18 protein-coding genes are annotated in these 16,345 nt (G+C 69.3%); 2 read left to right on the top strand and 16 right to left on the bottom strand.

What is annotated here, in order from left to right; genetic code table 11:
- Positions 1-10: 10 nt before the first annotated feature.
- Positions 11-775: an SDR family oxidoreductase gene (locus QSK05_RS24710; RefSeq protein WP_285599699.1), complete on the bottom strand. Its 765-nt coding sequence runs from the start codon at positions 773-775 to the stop codon at positions 11-13.
- Positions 776-931: 156 nt separating this feature from the next.
- On the opposite strand from QSK05_RS24710, the gene QSK05_RS24705 reads away from it, so the two are divergent.
- On the top strand, positions 932-1,789 hold the full coding sequence (locus tag QSK05_RS24705) for a prephenate dehydratase (RefSeq protein WP_285599698.1): 858 nt from the start codon (positions 932-934) through the stop codon (positions 1,787-1,789).
- Between the two features lie 14 nt (positions 1,790-1,803).
- Here QSK05_RS24705 and QSK05_RS24700 read toward each other — a convergent pair whose 3' ends face one another.
- The 5 genes from QSK05_RS24700 to QSK05_RS24680 all read right to left on the bottom strand — a co-directional run bounded on the left by QSK05_RS24700 (position 1,804) and on the right by QSK05_RS24680 (position 5,893).
- Positions 1,804-2,736 carry an SURF1 family cytochrome oxidase biogenesis protein gene (locus tag QSK05_RS24700; RefSeq protein ID WP_285599697.1) on the bottom strand — a complete coding sequence of 311 codons (933 nt, stop codon included), beginning with the start codon at positions 2,734-2,736 and terminating at the stop codon, positions 1,804-1,806.
- A complete protein-coding gene (locus tag QSK05_RS24695) occupies positions 2,733-2,918 on the bottom strand; it encodes a hypothetical protein (RefSeq protein WP_352302574.1) in 186 nt (61 codons plus the stop codon). The genes QSK05_RS24700 and QSK05_RS24695 overlap by 4 nt, the downstream gene beginning before the upstream one ends.
- A 182-nt stretch (positions 2,919-3,100) precedes the next feature.
- On the bottom strand, positions 3,101-3,535 hold the full coding sequence (locus tag QSK05_RS24690; protein ID WP_285599695.1) for a DUF3099 domain-containing protein: 435 nt from the start codon (positions 3,533-3,535) through the stop codon (positions 3,101-3,103).
- A gap of 300 nt (positions 3,536-3,835) precedes the next feature.
- Positions 3,836-4,054: a helix-turn-helix domain-containing protein gene (locus QSK05_RS24685; RefSeq protein ID WP_231482189.1), complete on the bottom strand. Its 219-nt coding sequence runs from the start codon at positions 4,052-4,054 to the stop codon at positions 3,836-3,838.
- Positions 4,055-4,294: 240 nt separating this feature from the next.
- Positions 4,295-5,893: an ABC-F family ATP-binding cassette domain-containing protein gene (locus QSK05_RS24680; RefSeq protein ID WP_285599693.1), complete on the bottom strand. Its 1,599-nt coding sequence runs from the start codon at positions 5,891-5,893 to the stop codon at positions 4,295-4,297.
- 149 nt (positions 5,894-6,042) lie between these two features.
- On the opposite strand from QSK05_RS24680, the gene ypfJ reads away from it, so the two are divergent.
- Positions 6,043-6,954, top strand: a complete 912-nt coding sequence (gene ypfJ / locus QSK05_RS24675) for a KPN_02809 family neutral zinc metallopeptidase (RefSeq protein ID WP_502879824.1) — start codon at positions 6,043-6,045, stop codon at positions 6,952-6,954.
- 4 nt (positions 6,955-6,958) lie between these two features.
- Here ypfJ and QSK05_RS24670 read toward each other — a convergent pair whose 3' ends face one another.
- From QSK05_RS24670 to QSK05_RS24625, 10 genes are all read right to left on the bottom strand, one after another.
- Positions 6,959-8,179: a GGDEF domain-containing protein gene (locus QSK05_RS24670; protein ID WP_285599691.1), complete on the bottom strand. Its 1,221-nt coding sequence runs from the start codon at positions 8,177-8,179 to the stop codon at positions 6,959-6,961.
- A 3-nt stretch (positions 8,180-8,182) separates the two neighbouring features.
- The gene (locus tag QSK05_RS24665) at positions 8,183-9,421 is read right to left on the bottom strand and encodes a GGDEF domain-containing protein (protein WP_285599690.1); all 1,239 of its coding nucleotides are present in this window, start codon (positions 9,419-9,421) and stop codon (positions 8,183-8,185) included.
- Between the two features lie 70 nt (positions 9,422-9,491).
- Entirely contained in the window at positions 9,492-9,848 is a 357-nt protein-coding gene (locus QSK05_RS24660) for a metal-sulfur cluster assembly factor (RefSeq protein WP_285599689.1), read from the bottom strand.
- The gene (gene sufU / locus QSK05_RS24655) at positions 9,845-10,330 is read right to left on the bottom strand and encodes a Fe-S cluster assembly sulfur transfer protein SufU (protein WP_285599688.1); all 486 of its coding nucleotides are present in this window, start codon (positions 10,328-10,330) and stop codon (positions 9,845-9,847) included. The genes QSK05_RS24660 and sufU overlap by 4 nt, the downstream gene beginning before the upstream one ends.
- A 3-nt stretch (positions 10,331-10,333) precedes the next feature.
- A complete protein-coding gene (locus QSK05_RS24650) occupies positions 10,334-11,623 on the bottom strand; it encodes a SufS family cysteine desulfurase (RefSeq protein WP_285599687.1) in 1,290 nt (429 codons plus the stop codon).
- Positions 11,624-11,702: 79 nt separating this feature from the next.
- Entirely contained in the window at positions 11,703-12,464 is a 762-nt protein-coding gene (gene sufC, locus QSK05_RS24645; protein WP_285599686.1) for a Fe-S cluster assembly ATPase SufC, read from the bottom strand.
- A 6-nt stretch (positions 12,465-12,470) separates the two neighbouring features.
- The gene (locus tag QSK05_RS24640; RefSeq protein ID WP_285599685.1) at positions 12,471-12,836 is read right to left on the bottom strand and encodes a non-heme iron oxygenase ferredoxin subunit; all 366 of its coding nucleotides are present in this window, start codon (positions 12,834-12,836) and stop codon (positions 12,471-12,473) included.
- The gene (gene sufD / locus QSK05_RS24635; RefSeq protein WP_285599684.1) at positions 12,833-14,002 is read right to left on the bottom strand and encodes a Fe-S cluster assembly protein SufD; all 1,170 of its coding nucleotides are present in this window, start codon (positions 14,000-14,002) and stop codon (positions 12,833-12,835) included. Before sufD ends, QSK05_RS24640 begins: the two co-directional genes overlap by 4 nt.
- 49 nt (positions 14,003-14,051) lie before the next feature.
- Positions 14,052-15,464 (bottom strand): Fe-S cluster assembly protein SufB, encoded by a 1,413-nt coding sequence (gene sufB / locus QSK05_RS24630; protein ID WP_285599683.1) that lies wholly within the window; start codon positions 15,462-15,464, stop codon positions 14,052-14,054.
- Entirely contained in the window at positions 15,442-16,248 is an 807-nt protein-coding gene (locus QSK05_RS24625; protein ID WP_285599682.1) for a helix-turn-helix transcriptional regulator, read from the bottom strand. The genes sufB and QSK05_RS24625 overlap by 23 nt, the downstream gene beginning before the upstream one ends.
- Between the last annotated feature and the right edge of the window lie 97 nt (positions 16,249-16,345).

The following is a 16,345-nucleotide window of genomic DNA, read 5'->3' as shown; positions in this document are numbered from 1 at the left end:
TCCCTCGTTTTTAGAGGACGTGGGAGAGGCCGCCGTCTACCGCCAGCATCGTTCCCGTCACGAAACTGGCCGCGGGTGAGAGCAGGAACACCGCAGGACGGGCGAATTCCAGCGGCTCGCCGTACCTTCCGAGCGGGATCCGCGACTCCTGCTGCCGGCGCACCTCCTCCGGGCGCCCGCCGGCGGCGTCGGGTGTGCGGGAGCGGTCGGCGTCGACGCGCCCGGGCATGATGCCGTTGACCCGCACGTTGCGGTCACCCAGCTCGTTCGCCAGGGTCTTGGCCGCCATCGCCAGGCCGGGTCGCATACCGTCGGAGAGCGCTTGGCCCGCAACGGTTTCCTTGACCGTGGTGGACAGCACGAGCACCACCGAGCCGCCCTCGCGCGACGACAGCTTGCCGACCGTGCGGGCCAGGCGCAGCGGACCCAGGAAGGTCTCCTCGAACGCCATGCGCCAGGCGCCGTCGTCGAGGTCCATCACCGCGCCCGACGGCGGCTCGCCGACGCTGATCAGGCCACCGTCGAGTCGCCCGTACCGGGCCACCGCGGCCGCGACCAGGCAGGTCTCGATCCCCGGCTCACCGATGTCGCCGGGCACGGCGATCGCCCGTTCGGAACCGCCGAGCGACGCCGCGGTCGCCTTCAGCTCCTCCTCGTCGCGGTCGCACAGCACCAGGCGCGCGCCCTCGGCCGCGAGCAGTTCCGCGCAGGCCCTGCCGAGACCCCTCGAAGCTCCCGTCACGACGTACACCCGGTCTGACAGACCCAGATCCATCGAGTTATCCCGTTCCTCGCACCCCACCGCCCACCAATGACTCATGGTGACTGATCGAACACTCTAGAACGATATGCCGGGTGAAACCCGCAACGAGGGTCCTCCGATCGGACCGAACGTGGAAGCCGTCCGCGCATGCGGCATGATCTGTGCATCATGAATACCCGTACCCGCCGGATCGCGTTCCAGGGTGAACTGGGCGCCAATTCGCACATCGCCTGCCGTGACGTCTATCCCGACTACGACCCGGTGCCGTTCCGCACCTTCGAGGAGTGCTTCACCGCGCTCGGGGACGGCACGGCCGACCTGGCGATGATCCCGGTGGAGAACTCCACGGCCGGGCGGGTGGCCGACATCCACTACCTGCTGCCCGACTCCACGGTGCACATCGTCGGCGAGTACTTCCTGCCGATCCGCCACCAGCTGCTCGGCCTGCCGGGCACCACGCTGGAGCAGGTCAAGAGCGCGCGCAGCCACCCGCAGGCGCTCGACCAGTGCCGCAACGCCCTGCGCGACCTCGGCATCACCCCGGTGACCGCCACCGACACGGCCGGCAGCGCCCGGGAGATCATCGAGGCGGGCGACCCCTCGGTGGCCGCGATCGCCTCCACCCTGGCCGCCGAGGTCTACGGCCTGGACGTGCTGCGGGCCGACTTCGAGGACGAGGCCCACAACACCACGCGCTTCATCATCCTCTCCCCCGAGAACCTGCGCGCCGCGCCGGGAGTGGGGCCGATCGTGACCACCTTCGTGTTCGGCGTGCGCAACATCCCGGCCGCGCTCTACAAAGGGCTGGGCGGTTTCGCCACGAACGGCGTGAACATGACCAAGCTGGAGAGCTACATGGTGGGCGGGAACTTCACCGCCACCCGGTTCCTGGCCGACATCGACGGGCACCCCGACGAGCCGCACGTGGCGCGGGCGTTCGAGGAGCTCAGCTTCTTCGCCGAGGTCCGCATGCTGGGCGTGTACCGGGCCAGCCCGTTCCGCGCGCAGCAGCGGCCGGGGATCTAGGGGCCGTCCCCTGGTCAGCGGTAGGTGGCACCGGTGAGGGCGGGAGGACCTTCCTCCTCCTCGTCCTCCATCTCCTCCTCGTCCCGCCGGCGCACCTCACGCACGGCGGCCACGCCGAAGAGGATGTACGCCACCAGCGCGAACCCGTCCCACTGCACGGAGTAGGACAGGTTGATACCGATGCTCTCCTGGGGCCGGTCGGCGGCCTCGGGAGTGTCGGTGGCGGACGGGTCTTCACTGACCAGGGCGCCGAAGGCCCCGGCGACCCGGTCCTGCTCGATGCCGGTCTGCCGCACCAGGGCCGGGATGTTGATCCGGGCCGCCTGCCCGGCCGGTGCCGTGCGGTTCGATGCCTCCTCGCTGGACCGCAGCCGGGCCACCACCGTGACCTCGCCGGTGGGCGCGGCCGGCACACTGTCCGGCCTCGAGGCGTTCGCCGCACCGGCCGGGATCCAGCCGCGGTCGACGAACAGCACCGAGCCGTCGGTGGTGCGCAGGGGCACGACCACCTCGTAGCCGTTCTGGGAGTTGCTGCCCCCGGCGCTGAGCGAGCCGGCCTGGCCGATCTGGTCGTGCGGCCGGTTGCGGATCAGCACCGTCCGGTCGGCCAGGTATTCGCCCGTCACCGTGACCGGCCGATACTGCAGGTCGTGGGGCAGCGCGGCGGAGGCCTTCTGGGCCGTGGCGGGGATCAGCTGGTTCAGCGGCACCGGGGCGGCGTCGTAGTTCGCCTTGATCAGGTTGTTGCGGGCCGAGCGGACCTCGTGCCGGTGGAACTGCCAGCGCCCGAGGAACACGAACACGATCGACAGCACGACGATACCGACGAGGGAGAGCATCCAGCCGCGTTCGCGCAGCAGGCCCAGGGCGGCCCGGGTGGTGTCCCAGGCGCCCCGCCGGGGGGCCGGGGTGGAGTCTTCCGTCTCCTGCGGCGCCTCGACGCTCACGCCAGCTCCTCGGTTCTCACCGTGTCCTTGAGGAAGCCCCGCAGACTCAGGAACTCCTCGAGGTGCTCACGGTGGTCGTCGCAGGCCACCCAGATCTTGCGCCGCTCGGGCGTGTGCAGCTTCGGGTTGTTCCACCGCAGCGCCCACACCGCGGCCTGCCGGCAGCCGCGAGCACTGCACATCGGGTCCTGCCGTTCTGTCACGAGGGACAGTCTGCCAAAAGGCGGACGCCGGGCGGCCACGGGGGATGCCGCCCGGCGTCCATTCGCGCACCCCGACGGGGGATGCAGGGCGCGCTCAGCAAGTATGACACGGATCGGTGTCAGTCTGACCCATGAATCAGGACGGCCATTCGGGTGACTCTTCACTGCGGCCTATCGGACGGCAGGGTCGAATCCCTCACAAATTCCCGGCCGTTGGCCCGCGAAGCGTCGAAACTGCCCTCAAAAGCCTCCGAACCGGACGATTCTTCATGAAATGGGCGCTGTGGCGGATGAATCGTCACCTCGATGTCCTCGTCCACCGTCGCGGCGGGAGCCGCCGACGACAGCGCGGTGCGCACCGACGGGGTGACGGGGGTGACGGGGGCCGGGCCGGGTCCGCCGCGCCGGTCGGTGGCGTTGGCCATGACGACGGCGACGTAGGGCAGGAAGACCGCACCGATCGCGAAGATCCACCACGACCAGTGGCCCCACCGGGTGTGGACGACGATGGCGAGGATGACGCAGACGACGCGCATGCTCATCGAGATCAGGTAGCGACGGATCCGTGCGTCCAGATCGTCGGAAAGGGGCGACACCGCTCCAGTGATGCTGTGCACGGGCTGCACGGGCCGCGTGTGCCCCCGTGTTCCGGGCTCTTCGCCTCTGTCCACCCTGTCACCGTACGCCTAGTGCGATGACCACGAAGGTCGGCCACCCGCTTGGTCGTGATCATGCGATCCGCCGGCCTTCGGCCGGGGAGGTGCCCCCACGTCCCCGGGGGACGGGAACAGCGCAAAACAGCGCTGACGGCCCGGGAGCGCAGATGGTGCCTTGCGCCCCCGGCCGTCAGCGGTGCTGGACGAACTCACTGTCGAAGATCTTACGACCGCGAGGTCTTAGTGCTGCTTGGCCTTGCCTCGGGTAGCTCCACCCCGGCCACGCAGCTGAACCTCGTTCTCGGTGAGGATGCGGTGGACGAAACCGTAGGAACGCCCCGTCTCCTCCGCCAGAGCACGAATACTCGCGCCCGACGTGTATTTCTTCTTCAGCTCACCGGCCAGCTTCGAACGATCGGTGCCCGTGATCCGGGCTCCCTTCTTAACACTCTCGGCCACGAATCCTCCTCGAACGTGTGTCGTTCTCGGTCCATGGTGATCTCGAGTCGAAGATCCGGCCAGTCGACCTGCCACGCAAAGTGACTTGACGGACATTCCTTTCACACCGGCCTACTCCGAACGGGTCCGGCACAGGCGCCCGAATCCGTTCTCAACGGCGCACTGTGCACAGGTGAGAACGATCTTCGCGGGCAGTTCGGGAGGCTTCGGAAGGGATGATCCGGATAACCCGCCGGAAACTCAGGCCAGGGTGACGAGGTCGAGGTAGTCGCGGCTCCACAGGTCTTCCTCACCGTCGGGCAGAAGAACCACCCGTTCGGGGTTGAGCGCCTCCACCGCACCCTCGTCGTGAGTCACCAGAATGATGGCGCCCTCGTAGCGGCGCAGGGCGTCCAGCACCTCTTCCCTGCTGGCCGGGTCGAGGTTGTTGGTGGGCTCGTCGAGCAGCAGCACGTTCGCGCCGGAGACGACCAGGGTGGCGAGCGCCAGCCGGGTCTTCTCACCGCCGGAGAGCACACCGGCGGGCTTGGAGGCGTCGTCGCCGCCGAAGAGGAACGAGCCGAGCACGGTACGGATCTGGGTGTCGTTCAGATCGGGCGACGCGGTGCGCATGTTCTCGAGCACGGTGCGGTCGGTGTCGAGGGTCTCGTGCTCCTGCGCGTAGTAGCCCAGCCGCAGGCCGTGGCCCGAGACCACCTCTCCGGTGTCGGGCTTCTCGATGCCGCCGAGCATGCGCAGCAGCGTGGTCTTGCCGGCTCCGTTGAGACCGAGCACGACGACCCGGGAACCGCGGTCGATGGCCAGCGAGACGTCGGTGAAGATCTCCAGGCTGCCGTAGCTCTTGCTGAGCCCCTCGGCGGTCAGCGGCGTGCGACCGCAGGGGGCCGGCTGCGGGAAACGGAGCTTGGCCACCTTGTCGGCCTTGCGGGTGTCTTCCAGGCCGGACAGCAGCTTCTCCGCACGCTTGGCCATGTTCTGCGCGGCCGTGGCCTTGGTCGCCTTGGCGCGCATCTTGTCGGCCTGCTGCAGGAGGATCGACGCCTTCTTCTCGGCGTTCTGGCGCTCGCGGCGGCGGCGCTTCTCGTCCGTCTCGCGCGCCTCCAGGTACTTCTTCCAGCCGACGTTGTAGATGTCGAGGGCCGAGCGGTTCGCGTCCAGGTGGTAGACCTGGTTGACCACGACCTCCAGCAGCTCCACGTCGTGGCTGATCACGATCAGGCCGCCGTTCCAGACCTTCAGGAAGTCGCGCAGCCAGGCGATCGAGTCGGCGTCGAGGTGGTTGGTGGGCTCGTCGAGCAGCAGGGTGTCGGAGCCCGAGAACAGGATCCGGGCCAGCTCGACGCGGCGGCGCTGACCACCCGAGAGGGTGCCCAGCGGCTGCTCCAGCACGCGGTCGGGCAGGCTCAGGCTGGCGCAGATGGTGGCGGCCTCGCTCTCGGCCGCGTACCCGCCGCCGGCCGTGAACTCGGCCTCCAGGCGGGAGTAGCGGTCCATCGCGGCGTCGCGGGTCGCGTCGACGACGCTGGCCATCTCGCCCTCGGCCACCCGCATGTTCCGGATCACCTCGTCCAGCCCCCGGGCACTGAGCACCCGGTCGCGGGCCAGGATCGTGAGGTCTGCGGTGCGCGGGTCCTGCGGCAGATATCCGACCTCGCCGCTACGGGAGACGGTGCCCGCGGCGGGCTGCCCCTCCCCGGCCAGAACCTTGGTCAGAGTGGTCTTCCCGGCGCCGTTGCGGCCGACCAGTCCGACGCGCTGACCTGGGCCGACACGGAAGTTGGCGTTCTCGACGAGAAGTCGTGAGCCGGCGCGCAGCTCTACACCGGAGGCAGTGATCATGGGTGGGTACGGCTCCTGCGAAAGGTCTGGGACTGAGGTGCCCGGTGTGCAGCAGCAGTCGAACCGGACCAAAGGTGGTGGCAGCATTCTACGCGGGCGCAGGGACCGGCCCGCTCATTGCTGTCAGGACAGGGGTAACGCGGGTGGGTATCGAGTTCGACGACGATCGGGTGGACGTCGGTGGCGTGGACGACCGCCGCGGCATGGGAGTGGCCGGCGGTGGCCTCGCCATCGGCGGTGGTGCCGGTGTGGTGGGTCTGGTGATCTACCTGCTGGTGGCCGTGCTCGGCGGTGGGTCCGGCGACGGCGGTGGCAGTGGTCTGCCGCAGCTGGGCGCGGGCAGTGCCAACAGCACCGGCAAGCAGGAATCACGGCAGGAACTGTCCGACCGCTGCAACACCCAGGGCGCCCTGGACGAGTACACCGACTGCCGGCTGATCAAGGTCTACGACATCGCGGACAACACCTGGGAGGACGAGTTCGCCCGGCGCGGCCTGGACTATCACGCGCCCCAGCTGGCGTTCTTCGACGACGCCGTGAGCACCGGCTGCGGCCAGGCGTCCTCACAGGTCGGGCCGTTCTACTGCCCCTCCGGCGAGGAGATCTTCCTGGACCTGAACTTCCTCGACCAGCTGCAGAAGGAGTACGGGGCCGAGGGCGAGTTCGCACAGGCCTACATCCTGGCCCACGAGTACGGCCACCACCTGCAGACGCTGCTGGGCACCGAGGAGCAGGTGCGCCAGGCCCAGCAGAAGAACCCGAAGCAGGAGAACGAGTACTCGGTCGCGATGGAACTCCAGGCCGACTGCTACGCCGGGGTCTGGTCGACGCTGGCCGACCAGCGCAAGAGCGGTATCGACCTGACCAAGGCCAACATCGCCGAGGCGCAGAAGGCCGCGCAGGCCGTGGGCGACGACCGCATCCAGAAGAAGGCGACCGGCCGGGTCGACCAGGACTCCTGGACCCACGGTTCGGCGGCCCAGCGCAAGCAGTGGTTCACCACCGGCTACTCCAGCGGCGACATCGACCAGTGCGACACGTTCGCGTCGATGGGGCTTTAGAGCTCTAGGGCCCGGTCGGCTCCAGCATGGAGGGGCTGAACCGGGCCACCCGGTTCCGCCCGCCCTGCTTGGCCCGGTAGAGGGCGATGTCGGCGAACTCGACCAGCTGCTCGCCGGTCGAGAAGCCGTCGTCGACCGCTACCCCGAGACTGGAGGAGACCCGTACCTCGCGTCCGTCCAGCACGAACGGCTCCTCCAGCACCTGACGGACCCGCTCGGCCACCCCGGCGCCGCCGGTGGGGTCGCTGCGGTCGCCGGTGAGCACGACGAACTCGTCACCACCCAGGCGCGCCAGTACGTCGCCGCTGCGCAGCACGGCGCTGATCCGGGCGCCGGCCTGGCGCAGCAGGTCGTCACCGGCACCGTGACCCAGGCTGTCGTTGACGACCTTGAACCGGTCGAGGTCGAAGTAGATGACGCCGAGCCGGCGCCCCACCTGACGGCTGCGCACCAGGGCGCTGGCCAGGTGGTCGAAGAACAGGGCCCGGTTCGGCAGACCGGTCAGCGGGTCCCGGGTGGCCTTGTGCGCGAGCTCGGCGTTGGCCTCGGACAGCCGCAGGTTGATCTGCTCGACGGCCTCGCGTTCGGTGCGCACCTCGTCGGCCAGCAGGGCGTTCTGCCGGGCCAGCAGCCGGGCCTCGGCCACCTGCCGGTACCCGTACCGGGCCAGCGTCGGGGCCCCTATCGCGCCGAACGCGATGAAGGCGAGCAGCGACCAGAAGCCCTGGGAGGCCAGGCCCATGCTGCTGATCACCACGATGCCGACGTGGTACCCCCGGTAGGCGACCGGCGTGGCGTTGCAGAACAGCAGGTTCGCGGCGTCGGCCAGCATCACCACCGCCACCGGCACGGCGATCAGCTCGGGCTGCTCCTGGGCCGGCCGCACCAGCACGCAGATGCTGCCCCAGATCAGGCCGGCGAAGACCTGGATCACGGTGAACCGGCGCCCGAGCGCCGTCAGGGAACCGGTCGCCTGGCGGATGACCAGCCGGGGCACGGCGTGGTGGAAGAACACGCACCAGGTCATCGTCAGGGCGCACCAGCCGATCACCCCGGGCCAGGGCACGTGGCCGAATCCCAGCACGGTGACGGCGGTGACGACCAGCCCGGCGCCGAGCAGGTTGCTGACCCGGGCCGCCTCCGCGGACTGGCTCAGCAGCTCCCGGCGCACGACGTCGTCGATGTCCGGGTCCGGGGCCCGGAGCATCCGCCAGATGTCCTGCACCCTTCAGGACTCGACAGCCGGAAGCGTCCAATTGAGGTCCGGCTCGTACTCGCAGACCCGGTCGCGGCCCAGCTGCTTGGCCCGGTAGAGCGCCATGTCGGCCCGTTCCACCAGATCCTCGGCGCTCAGTCCGGGCTCGTCGAGCGCCACCCCCAGGCTGCCGGAGACGGTCACCAGGTTGCCGGACAGGTCGAACGGCACCGCCAGCACCACCCGCACCCGCTCGGCCACCTGGGTGGCGGCCTGCGGCCCCTGACCGGCGTCGTAGTCATGGGTGAGCACGACGAACTCGTCACCCCCGAGCCGGGCCAGGAGATCGGGGCTGCGCAACACCGCCTGGGTACGGTCGGCCACCTGGATCAGCAGGTCGTCACCGGCCCCGTGGCCGAGGGTGTCGTTGACCGCCTTGAACCGGTCCAGGTCGAAATAGATCACGGCCACCGGCGTGTGGTGCCGACGGCCGTGGCGCAGCGAGCGCTCCAGGTGGTCGAAGAACAGCGTGCGGTTCGGCAGCCCGGTCAGCGGGTCCCGCGTCGCCTGGTGCCGCAGTTCGGTGTTGGCCTCGGACAGCTGGAGGTTGACGCGTTCCACGGCCTCGCGCTCGGCGCGCAGGTCCTCGGCCAGCAGCCCGTTGTGCCGGGCCACCAGCCGGGCCTGGGCCACCTGCTGGAACATGTACCGGGCCAGGGGGAAGGCCGCCACCAGGGTCAGCGCGTTCAGGGCCGCCACCCCGAGCTCGCCGTGGACGATCAGCCCGGTGGAGCCGACACCCAGCGCCGTCAGGTGGAAAGCGACCCAGGGCCGGGGCGTGGCCGAGCTGAAGATCGCGTTGGCCGCGACGGCCAGGGTGATCACGTTGCCCGCCACCGACATGATCGTGCTGTCGCCCGGCACCGGGGTGACCATGAACGGCAGAAGGCCCCAGGCGATACCGCCCAGGGCCTGGAGCACGGTGAAGGCGAGCAGTCTGGCCGGGTACGGCCGACCCGGGGAGTGCGTCACCAGACGGCCGACGCCGCCCACGTACAGCAGCATGACCAGCAGGACCAGGACGGTCCACGCGATGGCCTGGCCCGGCGCCGCCCCGTTCGCGGTCATCACGACCAGCACCACGACCGACAACGGCAGCCCCATCAGACTGCTCAGCCGGGAGGCCTGCGCGGACTGCACCAGCAGCCCGTCGCGGACGACGTCGTCGAGCACCGGGTTCGGTGCCACCACGAGCCGCCAGATGTCGAGCACGCCTGGTCTTCGTCCGCCCGGGCGCCCTCATTGAGGGATGAGCCCGGACGGACACGGTACTGGCGAGCTACTACAGGTTGAAGCCCAGGGCCCGCAGCTGCTCACGACCGTCGTCGGTGATCTTGTCCGGGCCCCACGGCGGCATCCACACCCAGTTGATGGCGTGGCCCTTGACGATCGGGTCCAGCGCGGCGGCCGCCTGGTCCTCGATCACGTCGGTCAGCGGGCAGGCCGCCGACGTCAGCGTCATGTCGATCGTCGCGTGGTTGTTCTGGTCGATCTGGATGCCGTAGATCAGGCCCAGGTCGACGACGTTGATGCCCAGCTCGGGGTCGACGACGTCGCGCAGAGCCTCCTCGACGTCCGCCACGTCGGCGGGCACGTCGGCCGGGCTGGTGTCCACTGCCACATCGATCGAGTCGCTCATGATTCGTCCTTTGCTGTCGGTCGTGCGGCCTCGATACGCAGCAACGCGTCCTCGAACGCCGTCCATCCCAGAATGGCGCACTTCACGCGGTTCGCGTGCCGGCTGACCCCGGCGAAGGCCACGGCGTCGCCGAGCACCTCTTCGTCGGGTTCGCCCTCGCCGCGGCTGCGCAGCATGGTGCGGTAGTCGGCGAGGATGCCGCGGGCCTCGTCGACGGGCTTGCCGACGATCAGGTCGTGCATCACCGAGGTGGCGGCCTGGCTGATGGAGCAGCCATCGCCGGTCCAGGCCACGGTCTCGACGTCGGTGCCGCCGAGGGTGATCTGAACGGTTACCTCGTCCCCGCACAGCGGGTTGTACTGGTGGCTGCGCGCCGTGCTCAGCGGGTCGAGCACGTCGCCCTCACCGAGGTCGGCCCGGCCGTGCTTCTCCTTGGAGTGATCCAGGATCACCTGCTGGTACAGGGATTCGAGAGAGGACAAGGTTCAGCTCCTGCCGAAGAATCCGCGGACCGTGCCGAGCGCCTCGACGAAGCGCTCGACGTCGGCGTCGGTGGTGTAGAGGTAGGCGCTGGCGCGACTGGACGCGTTCACGCCGAACCGGCGGTGCACCGGCTGCGCGCAGTGATGGCCGACGCGGACGGCTACACCGGCGGCGTCGAGCACCTGGCCGACGTCGTGCGGGTGCACGCCCTCGACCTCGAAAGCGACCATGGCGGTGCGGTCCTCGGCATCGTTCGGGCCGATCACGCGAACCCCGGCGACGCTGTGAACACCGTCGAGCATCAGCTGGGCCAGCTGGTGCTCGCGGGCCGCGATGCGGTCCATGCCGACCCGGTCGAGGTAGTCCACAGCAGCACGCAGCGCCACGGCCTGGGCCACCGGCGGGGTGCCGGCCTCGAACCGCTGCGGGGCCTCGCGGAAGGTCGCGGTCTCCATCGTGACCCGTTCGACCATCGACCCGCCGGTCAGCACCGGGGGCAGGGCGTCGAGCAGGCCCGGGCGCGCCGCGAGCACACCGATCCCCGTGGGGCCGAGCATCTTGTGACCGGAGAACACCGCGGCGTCGACACCGAGCGCGCTCAGGTCGACCGGCAGGTGCGGCACCGACTGGCAGGCGTCGAGAATCGTCAGGGCGCCCACGGCCCGGGCTTTCGCGACGAGCTGCGCGACCGGGTTGATCGTGCCGAGCACGTTGGAGGCGTGCGCGAACGCGACCACCTTCGTCCGCTCATTGATCAAACCGTTCGGCCCGTCGATGCCGCTCAGGTCGAGCCGGCCGGCATCGGTCAGCGGGATCCACCGCAGGGTGGCGCCGCTGCGGGCGGCCGCGCGCTGCCAGGGCACCAGGTTGGCGTGGTGCTCCATCTCGGTGACGAGCACCTCGTCACCGGGCTTCAGCGCGTACTGCCCGGATTCGGGATCGGTCAGCGCCGCCGCGAGGACGTTGAGTCCCTCGGTGGCGTTCCGGGTCCAGACCACGCCGTCGGTGGGGATACCGACGAACCGGGCCACGGTCTCGCGGGCCGCCTCGAACGCGTCCGTCGCCTCACTCGCCAGCGTGTGGGCACCACGGTGCACCGCGCTGTAGGAGGTGCTGGCGAAGTCGTACTCGGCCTGCAGCACCTGTCGCGGGCGCTGCGAGGTGGCGCCGGAGTCCAGGTAGACGAGCTCCGCGCCGTCGCCGACCGTGCGGTGCAGGATCGGGAAGTCCGCGCGGATCGCCTCGACCTCGTCGTGATCCAGCGGCTTCGCCGGCGTGGACGTGAGGGTCACAGATCAGATCCTTAGTGTCAGATCGAAAATTGAGGACGCTGACGGGCCCCGCCCGTGAGCGTCCTCAATTTTGGTTGGTTCAGACGCTCGCGGAGGTGGTGAAACGGTCGTAGCCGTTGGCCTCGAGCTCGTCGGCCAGCTCCGGGCCACCCGCGGCCGCGACCTTGCCGTCGACGAACACGTGCACGAAGTCGGGCTTGATGTAGCGCAGGATGCGCGTGTAGTGCGTGATCAGCAGAACGCCGACCTCACTGTTCTCACGCACCCGGTTGACACCCTCGGAGACGACCTTCAGCGCGTCCACGTCGAGGCCCGAGTCGGTCTCGTCGAGCACCGCGAAACGGGGCTTCAGCAGCTCCATCTGGAGGATCTCGTGGCGCTTCTTCTCACCGCCGGAGAAGCCCGCGTTGACGTCGCGCTCGGCGAAGGCCGGGTCCATCTTCAGCGCGTCCATGGCGCCGCGGACGTCTTTGACCCAGTGGCGCAGGGCCGGGGCCTTGCCGTCGATCGCGGTCTTGGCCGTGCGCAGGAAGTTCGACACGGTGACACCGGCGACCTCGACCGGGTACTGCATGGCGAGGAAGAGACCGGCGCGGGCACGCTCGTCCACGCTCATCTCGAGCAGGTTCTCGCCGTCGAGCGTGACCGTGCCGGAGGTGATCGTGTACTTCGGGTGCCCCGCGATGGAATACGCCAGGGTGGACTTGCCCGAGCCGTTCGGGCCCATGATCGCGTGCGTCTCGCCGGAGGCGATGGTCAGGTCGACGCCGCGCAGGATCTCCTTGGGACCCTGCTCGGTCTCGACGCTGACGTGCAGGTCGCGGATTTCCAGAGTGGCCATGGCGGTTCAGTTCTCCTTGGATGCAGCTGAGGATGCAGCTGACGAGCTGGCGTTCACGATGATGTCGGTGTCCACGTAGACGTCGTCACCCTCGACAGTGACGGCGTACACGTCCACCGGGGTGATGGCGGGCGGCGCGGTGGGGGCGCCGGTGCGCAGGTCGAAGGCCGAACCGTGGAGCCAGCACTCGATCGCACAGCCCTCCACGTCGCCCTCCGACAGCGACACCGCGGCGTGCGTGCAGAGGTCGGCGACCGCGTGCACCTCGCCCGAGGCCTCCCGGGCCAGAGCGATGTTCCGGCCACCGCTCTTCACCTGGATCGCCTCGCCGGCCTTCAGGTCGGCGAGACCGGCGACGCGCTCGCGGCTCACGCGTGCTCCTCGGTGACGGCGCTGATCGCTGCTTCGGGCTCGCCACCCAGCTCGGCCTCGATCGCGGCCAGCAGACGGTCCTGCAGGTCGGGGATGCCGATCTTGTGGATCAGCTCGGCGAAGAAGCCGCGCACGACCAGGCGGCGCGCCTCTTCCTCGCTGATGCCGCGGGCCTGCAGGTAGAACAGCTGCTCGTCGTCGAACCGGCCGGTGGTGCTGGCGTGACCGGCACCGACGATCTCGCCGGTCTCGATCTCCAGGTTCGGCACCGAGTCGGCCCGGGTGCCGTCGGTCAGCACCAGGTTCCGGTTCATCTCGTAGGTGTCGGTGCCCTCGGCCGTGGCGCGGATCAGCACGTCGCCGACCCACACGGTGTGCGCACCCTCGCCCTGCAGCGCGCCCTTGTAGGTCACGTTGCTGCGGCACTTCGGCGCGCTGTGGTCGACGAACAGGCGGTGTTCCTGGTGCTGCCCGGCGTCGGCGATGTAGAGACCGGCCATCTCGGCGTCGCCGCCCGGGCCGGTGTACTCCACGGTCTCGACGAACCGGACCAGGTCGCCACCGAGCGTGATCTGGGTGGACGCGATCGAGGCGTCCTTACCCAGGCGCACGCCGGTGTGCTGGACGTGAACGGCGTCGCTGTCCCAGCCCTGCACACTGACCAGCTTGAGCTTCGCGCCGTCGCCGACCAGCACCGACAGCTCACCGGCGTACCGGGCGCTGCCACTGTGCTCGATGACGACGGACACCTGGGCGTTGGCACCGATGTCGAGGATGACGTGGCCCCAGACCACGTCGCCGCCGGTACCCGTCAGGCGGATCACGGCCGGCGCGGCCGGCTCGGCGTTCGCCGGAACACGCAGCACCACGGCACCGTCGGTCGCGTTGGCCAGGGCCAGCACGCCCACCCGGTCGACCGGCTTGGGCACCGAGCGCAGGTAGGGGTCACCGGCGCCGACCGTGGTCAGCTCGACACCCTCGGGCAGGTCGGTCGTCCAGCTCAGCCGGCCGTCCGAGGGGCCACCGTCGAGCAGGCCGCGCAGACGGTCCAGCGGGGTGAACCGCCAGTCCTCCTCGCGGCCGGTCGGCAGCGGGAAGTCTGCGACGTCGAAGCTCGAGCGGTGCAGCTCGACCGGTCCGCCTTCGATCGTGTATGTCTCAGTCATGGCTCTCTGTCTACGTTTTCGGTGGGCTTGAAGGACGAGGTGGGGCGGACTAGCCAACCGCGCCTTCCATCTGGAGCTCGATCAGGCGGTTCAGCTCGAGCGCGTACTCCATCGGCAGCTCACGGGCGATCGGCTCGACGAAGCCACGCACGATCATCGCCATGGCCTCCTCCTCCGTCATGCCGCGCGACATCAGGTAGAACAGCTGGTCCTCGCTCACCTTCGAGACCGTGGCCTCGTGACCCATCGACACGTCGTCCTCGCGGACGTCGACGTAGGGGTAGGTGTCGGACCGGCTGATCGTGTCGACCAGCAGCGCGTCGCAGCGCACGGTGCTCGCCGAGTGGTGCGAGCCCTCCAGCACCTGGATCAGGCCGCGGTAGGAGGTACGGCCACCGCCCCGGGCGACCGACTTGCTCACGATCGACGAGGAGGTGTGCGGAGCGGCGTGCACCATCTTGGCGCCGGCGTCCTGGTGCTGGCCCTCACCGGCGAACGCGATGGACAGCGTCTCGCCCTTGGCGTGCTCACCGAGCAGGTAGATGGCGGGGTACTTCATCGTGACCTTGGAGCCGATGTTGCCGTCGACCCACTCCATGGTCGCGCCCTCGGCCGCGGTGGCCCGCTTGGTGACCAGGTTGTAGACGTTGTTCGACCAGTTCTGGATGGTCGTGTACCGCACCCGGGCGTTCTTCTTCACGACGATCTCGACCACGGCCGAGTGCAGCGAGTCGGAGCTGTAGATCGGTGCCGTGCAGCCCTCGACGTAGTGCACGTACGAGCCCTCGTCGGCGATGATCAGCGTGCGCTCGAACTGGCCCATGTTCTCGGTGTTGATCCGGAAGTAGGCCTGCAGCGGGATCTCGACGTGGACGCCCTTGGGCACGTAGATGAACGAGCCACCCGACCACACCGAGCTGTTCAGCGAGGCGAACTTGTTGTCGCCCACCGGGATGACCGAGCCGAAGTACTCCTGGAACAGCTCCGGGTACTCCCGCAGGCCGGTGTCGGTGTCGACGAAGATGACACCCTGCTTCTCGAGTTCCTCGTTGATCTGGTGGTAGACCACCTCGGACTCGTACTGCGCGGCCACACCGGCGACCAGGCGCTGCTTCTCCGCCTCGGGGATGCCGAGCTTGTCGTAGGTGTTCTTGATGTCGTCCGGCAGGTCGTCCCAGGAGGTGGCCTGCTTCTCCGTGGAGCGGACGAAGTACTTGATGTTGTCGAAGTCGATGCCCGACAGGTCGGAACCCCAGGTCGGCATGGGCTTCTTGGCGAAGAGCTTCAGGCCCTTGAGACGCTGGTTCAGCATCCATTCCGGCTCGTTCTTCTTGGCCGAGATGTCCCGGACCACGGCCTCGGACAGACCGCGCTGCGCGGTCGCCCCGGCGTCGTCGGAGTCGGCCCAGCCGAACTCGTAGCGGCCGATGCCCTCGAGTTCAGGATGCGAAACGGTGCTCATCGGCGGCTTTCTCCTCAGGTGACGTGACTTCCGGCCCGGGTGCTGACGCGGGCCGGCCGGCGGGACTGCGACCGTCGAGCGAGGCCGAGACCGCGCTCAACGGGATGTGCGTGGTGCAGACGTGCTCGCCGTGGGCCAGGGTGGCCAGGCGCTGGACGTGAACCCCCAGGAGGCTGGAGAACGCGTGCGTCTCGGCCTCGCAGAGCTGGGGGAACTGCGCGGCCACCTGCTGCACCGGGCAGTGGCCCTGGCACAGCTGCTTGCCGGTCTGTTGGGCGGTCTGGTCGTCCTTGGCGCGGCCCCGCTCGTCCAGTGAACGCACGCTGGCCGCGTATCCATCCGTGCTGAGTGCCTGCGCCAGCGCACCGGCACGGCGGTGGGTGTCTTCCCCGACCGCCTCGACGGCGGGCCGGTATCTCTGGGCGAGCCGTTCGGCCCGCACCACGGCGAACTCACGCACGGCATCGGGACCGGCCGTCTGCGCCAGGAACTCCAGCAGCTGGACGGCCAGGTCGTCATAAGCGGTCGACATCGCCGAGTGACCGGCGTCCGTCAGCACGAAGAGCCGTGCCGGACGGCCGCGGCGCCGGGGAGCGCCCTCAGGCGGGTCCCAGGTGCACACGAGGCCCTGGTCTGTCAGGGTGTCCAGGTGCCGGCGCACCGCTGCGGGCGTGAGCCCCAGGGTGGCCGCCAGATCACTCGCGGTGACAGGACCGTGGTGCAGGATCTCGCGGGACACCCGATTCCGGGTACCCCGATCCTCCATGCGATCGGCCTCAGTCATTTCCACCACATCAGTGTGACGTTATTCGACGCCCAGCTCAAGCCGAGAACCCGCACCGGTCTCGCACGGGTTCTGTCTGGTGCGTCACGGAAGGTCA

Source organism: Kineosporia sp. NBRC 101731 (assembly GCF_030269305.1).
GTDB lineage: Bacteria > Actinomycetota > Actinomycetes > Actinomycetales > Kineosporiaceae > Kineosporia.
The sequence above is the reverse complement of the archived record's forward strand: the minus strand, read 5'-3'. Positions and strand labels throughout refer to the sequence as shown.

Coding starts and splice junctions, on each gene's coding strand:
- sufD (WP_285599684.1), bottom strand. CDS start 14,002: ATGACTGAGACATACACGATCGAAGGCGGACCGGTCGAGCTGCACCGC.
- QSK05_RS24695 (WP_352302574.1), bottom strand. CDS start 2,918: ATGTGCAGTGCTCGCGGCTGCCGGCAGGCCGCGGTGTGGGCGCTGCGG.
- QSK05_RS24660 (WP_285599689.1), bottom strand. CDS start 9,848: ATGAGCGACTCGATCGATGTGGCAGTGGACACCAGCCCGGCCGACGTG.
- QSK05_RS24705 (WP_285599698.1), top strand. CDS start 932: ATGAATACCCGTACCCGCCGGATCGCGTTCCAGGGTGAACTGGGCGCC.
- QSK05_RS24710 (WP_285599699.1), bottom strand. CDS start 775: ATGGATCTGGGTCTGTCAGACCGGGTGTACGTCGTGACGGGAGCTTCG.
- QSK05_RS24625 (WP_285599682.1), bottom strand. CDS start 16,248: ATGACTGAGGCCGATCGCATGGAGGATCGGGGTACCCGGAATCGGGTG.
- QSK05_RS24680 (WP_285599693.1), bottom strand. CDS start 5,893: ATGATCACTGCCTCCGGTGTAGAGCTGCGCGCCGGCTCACGACTTCTC.
- sufC (WP_285599686.1), bottom strand. CDS start 12,464: ATGGCCACTCTGGAAATCCGCGACCTGCACGTCAGCGTCGAGACCGAG.
- sufB (WP_285599683.1), bottom strand. CDS start 15,464: ATGAGCACCGTTTCGCATCCTGAACTCGAGGGCATCGGCCGCTACGAG.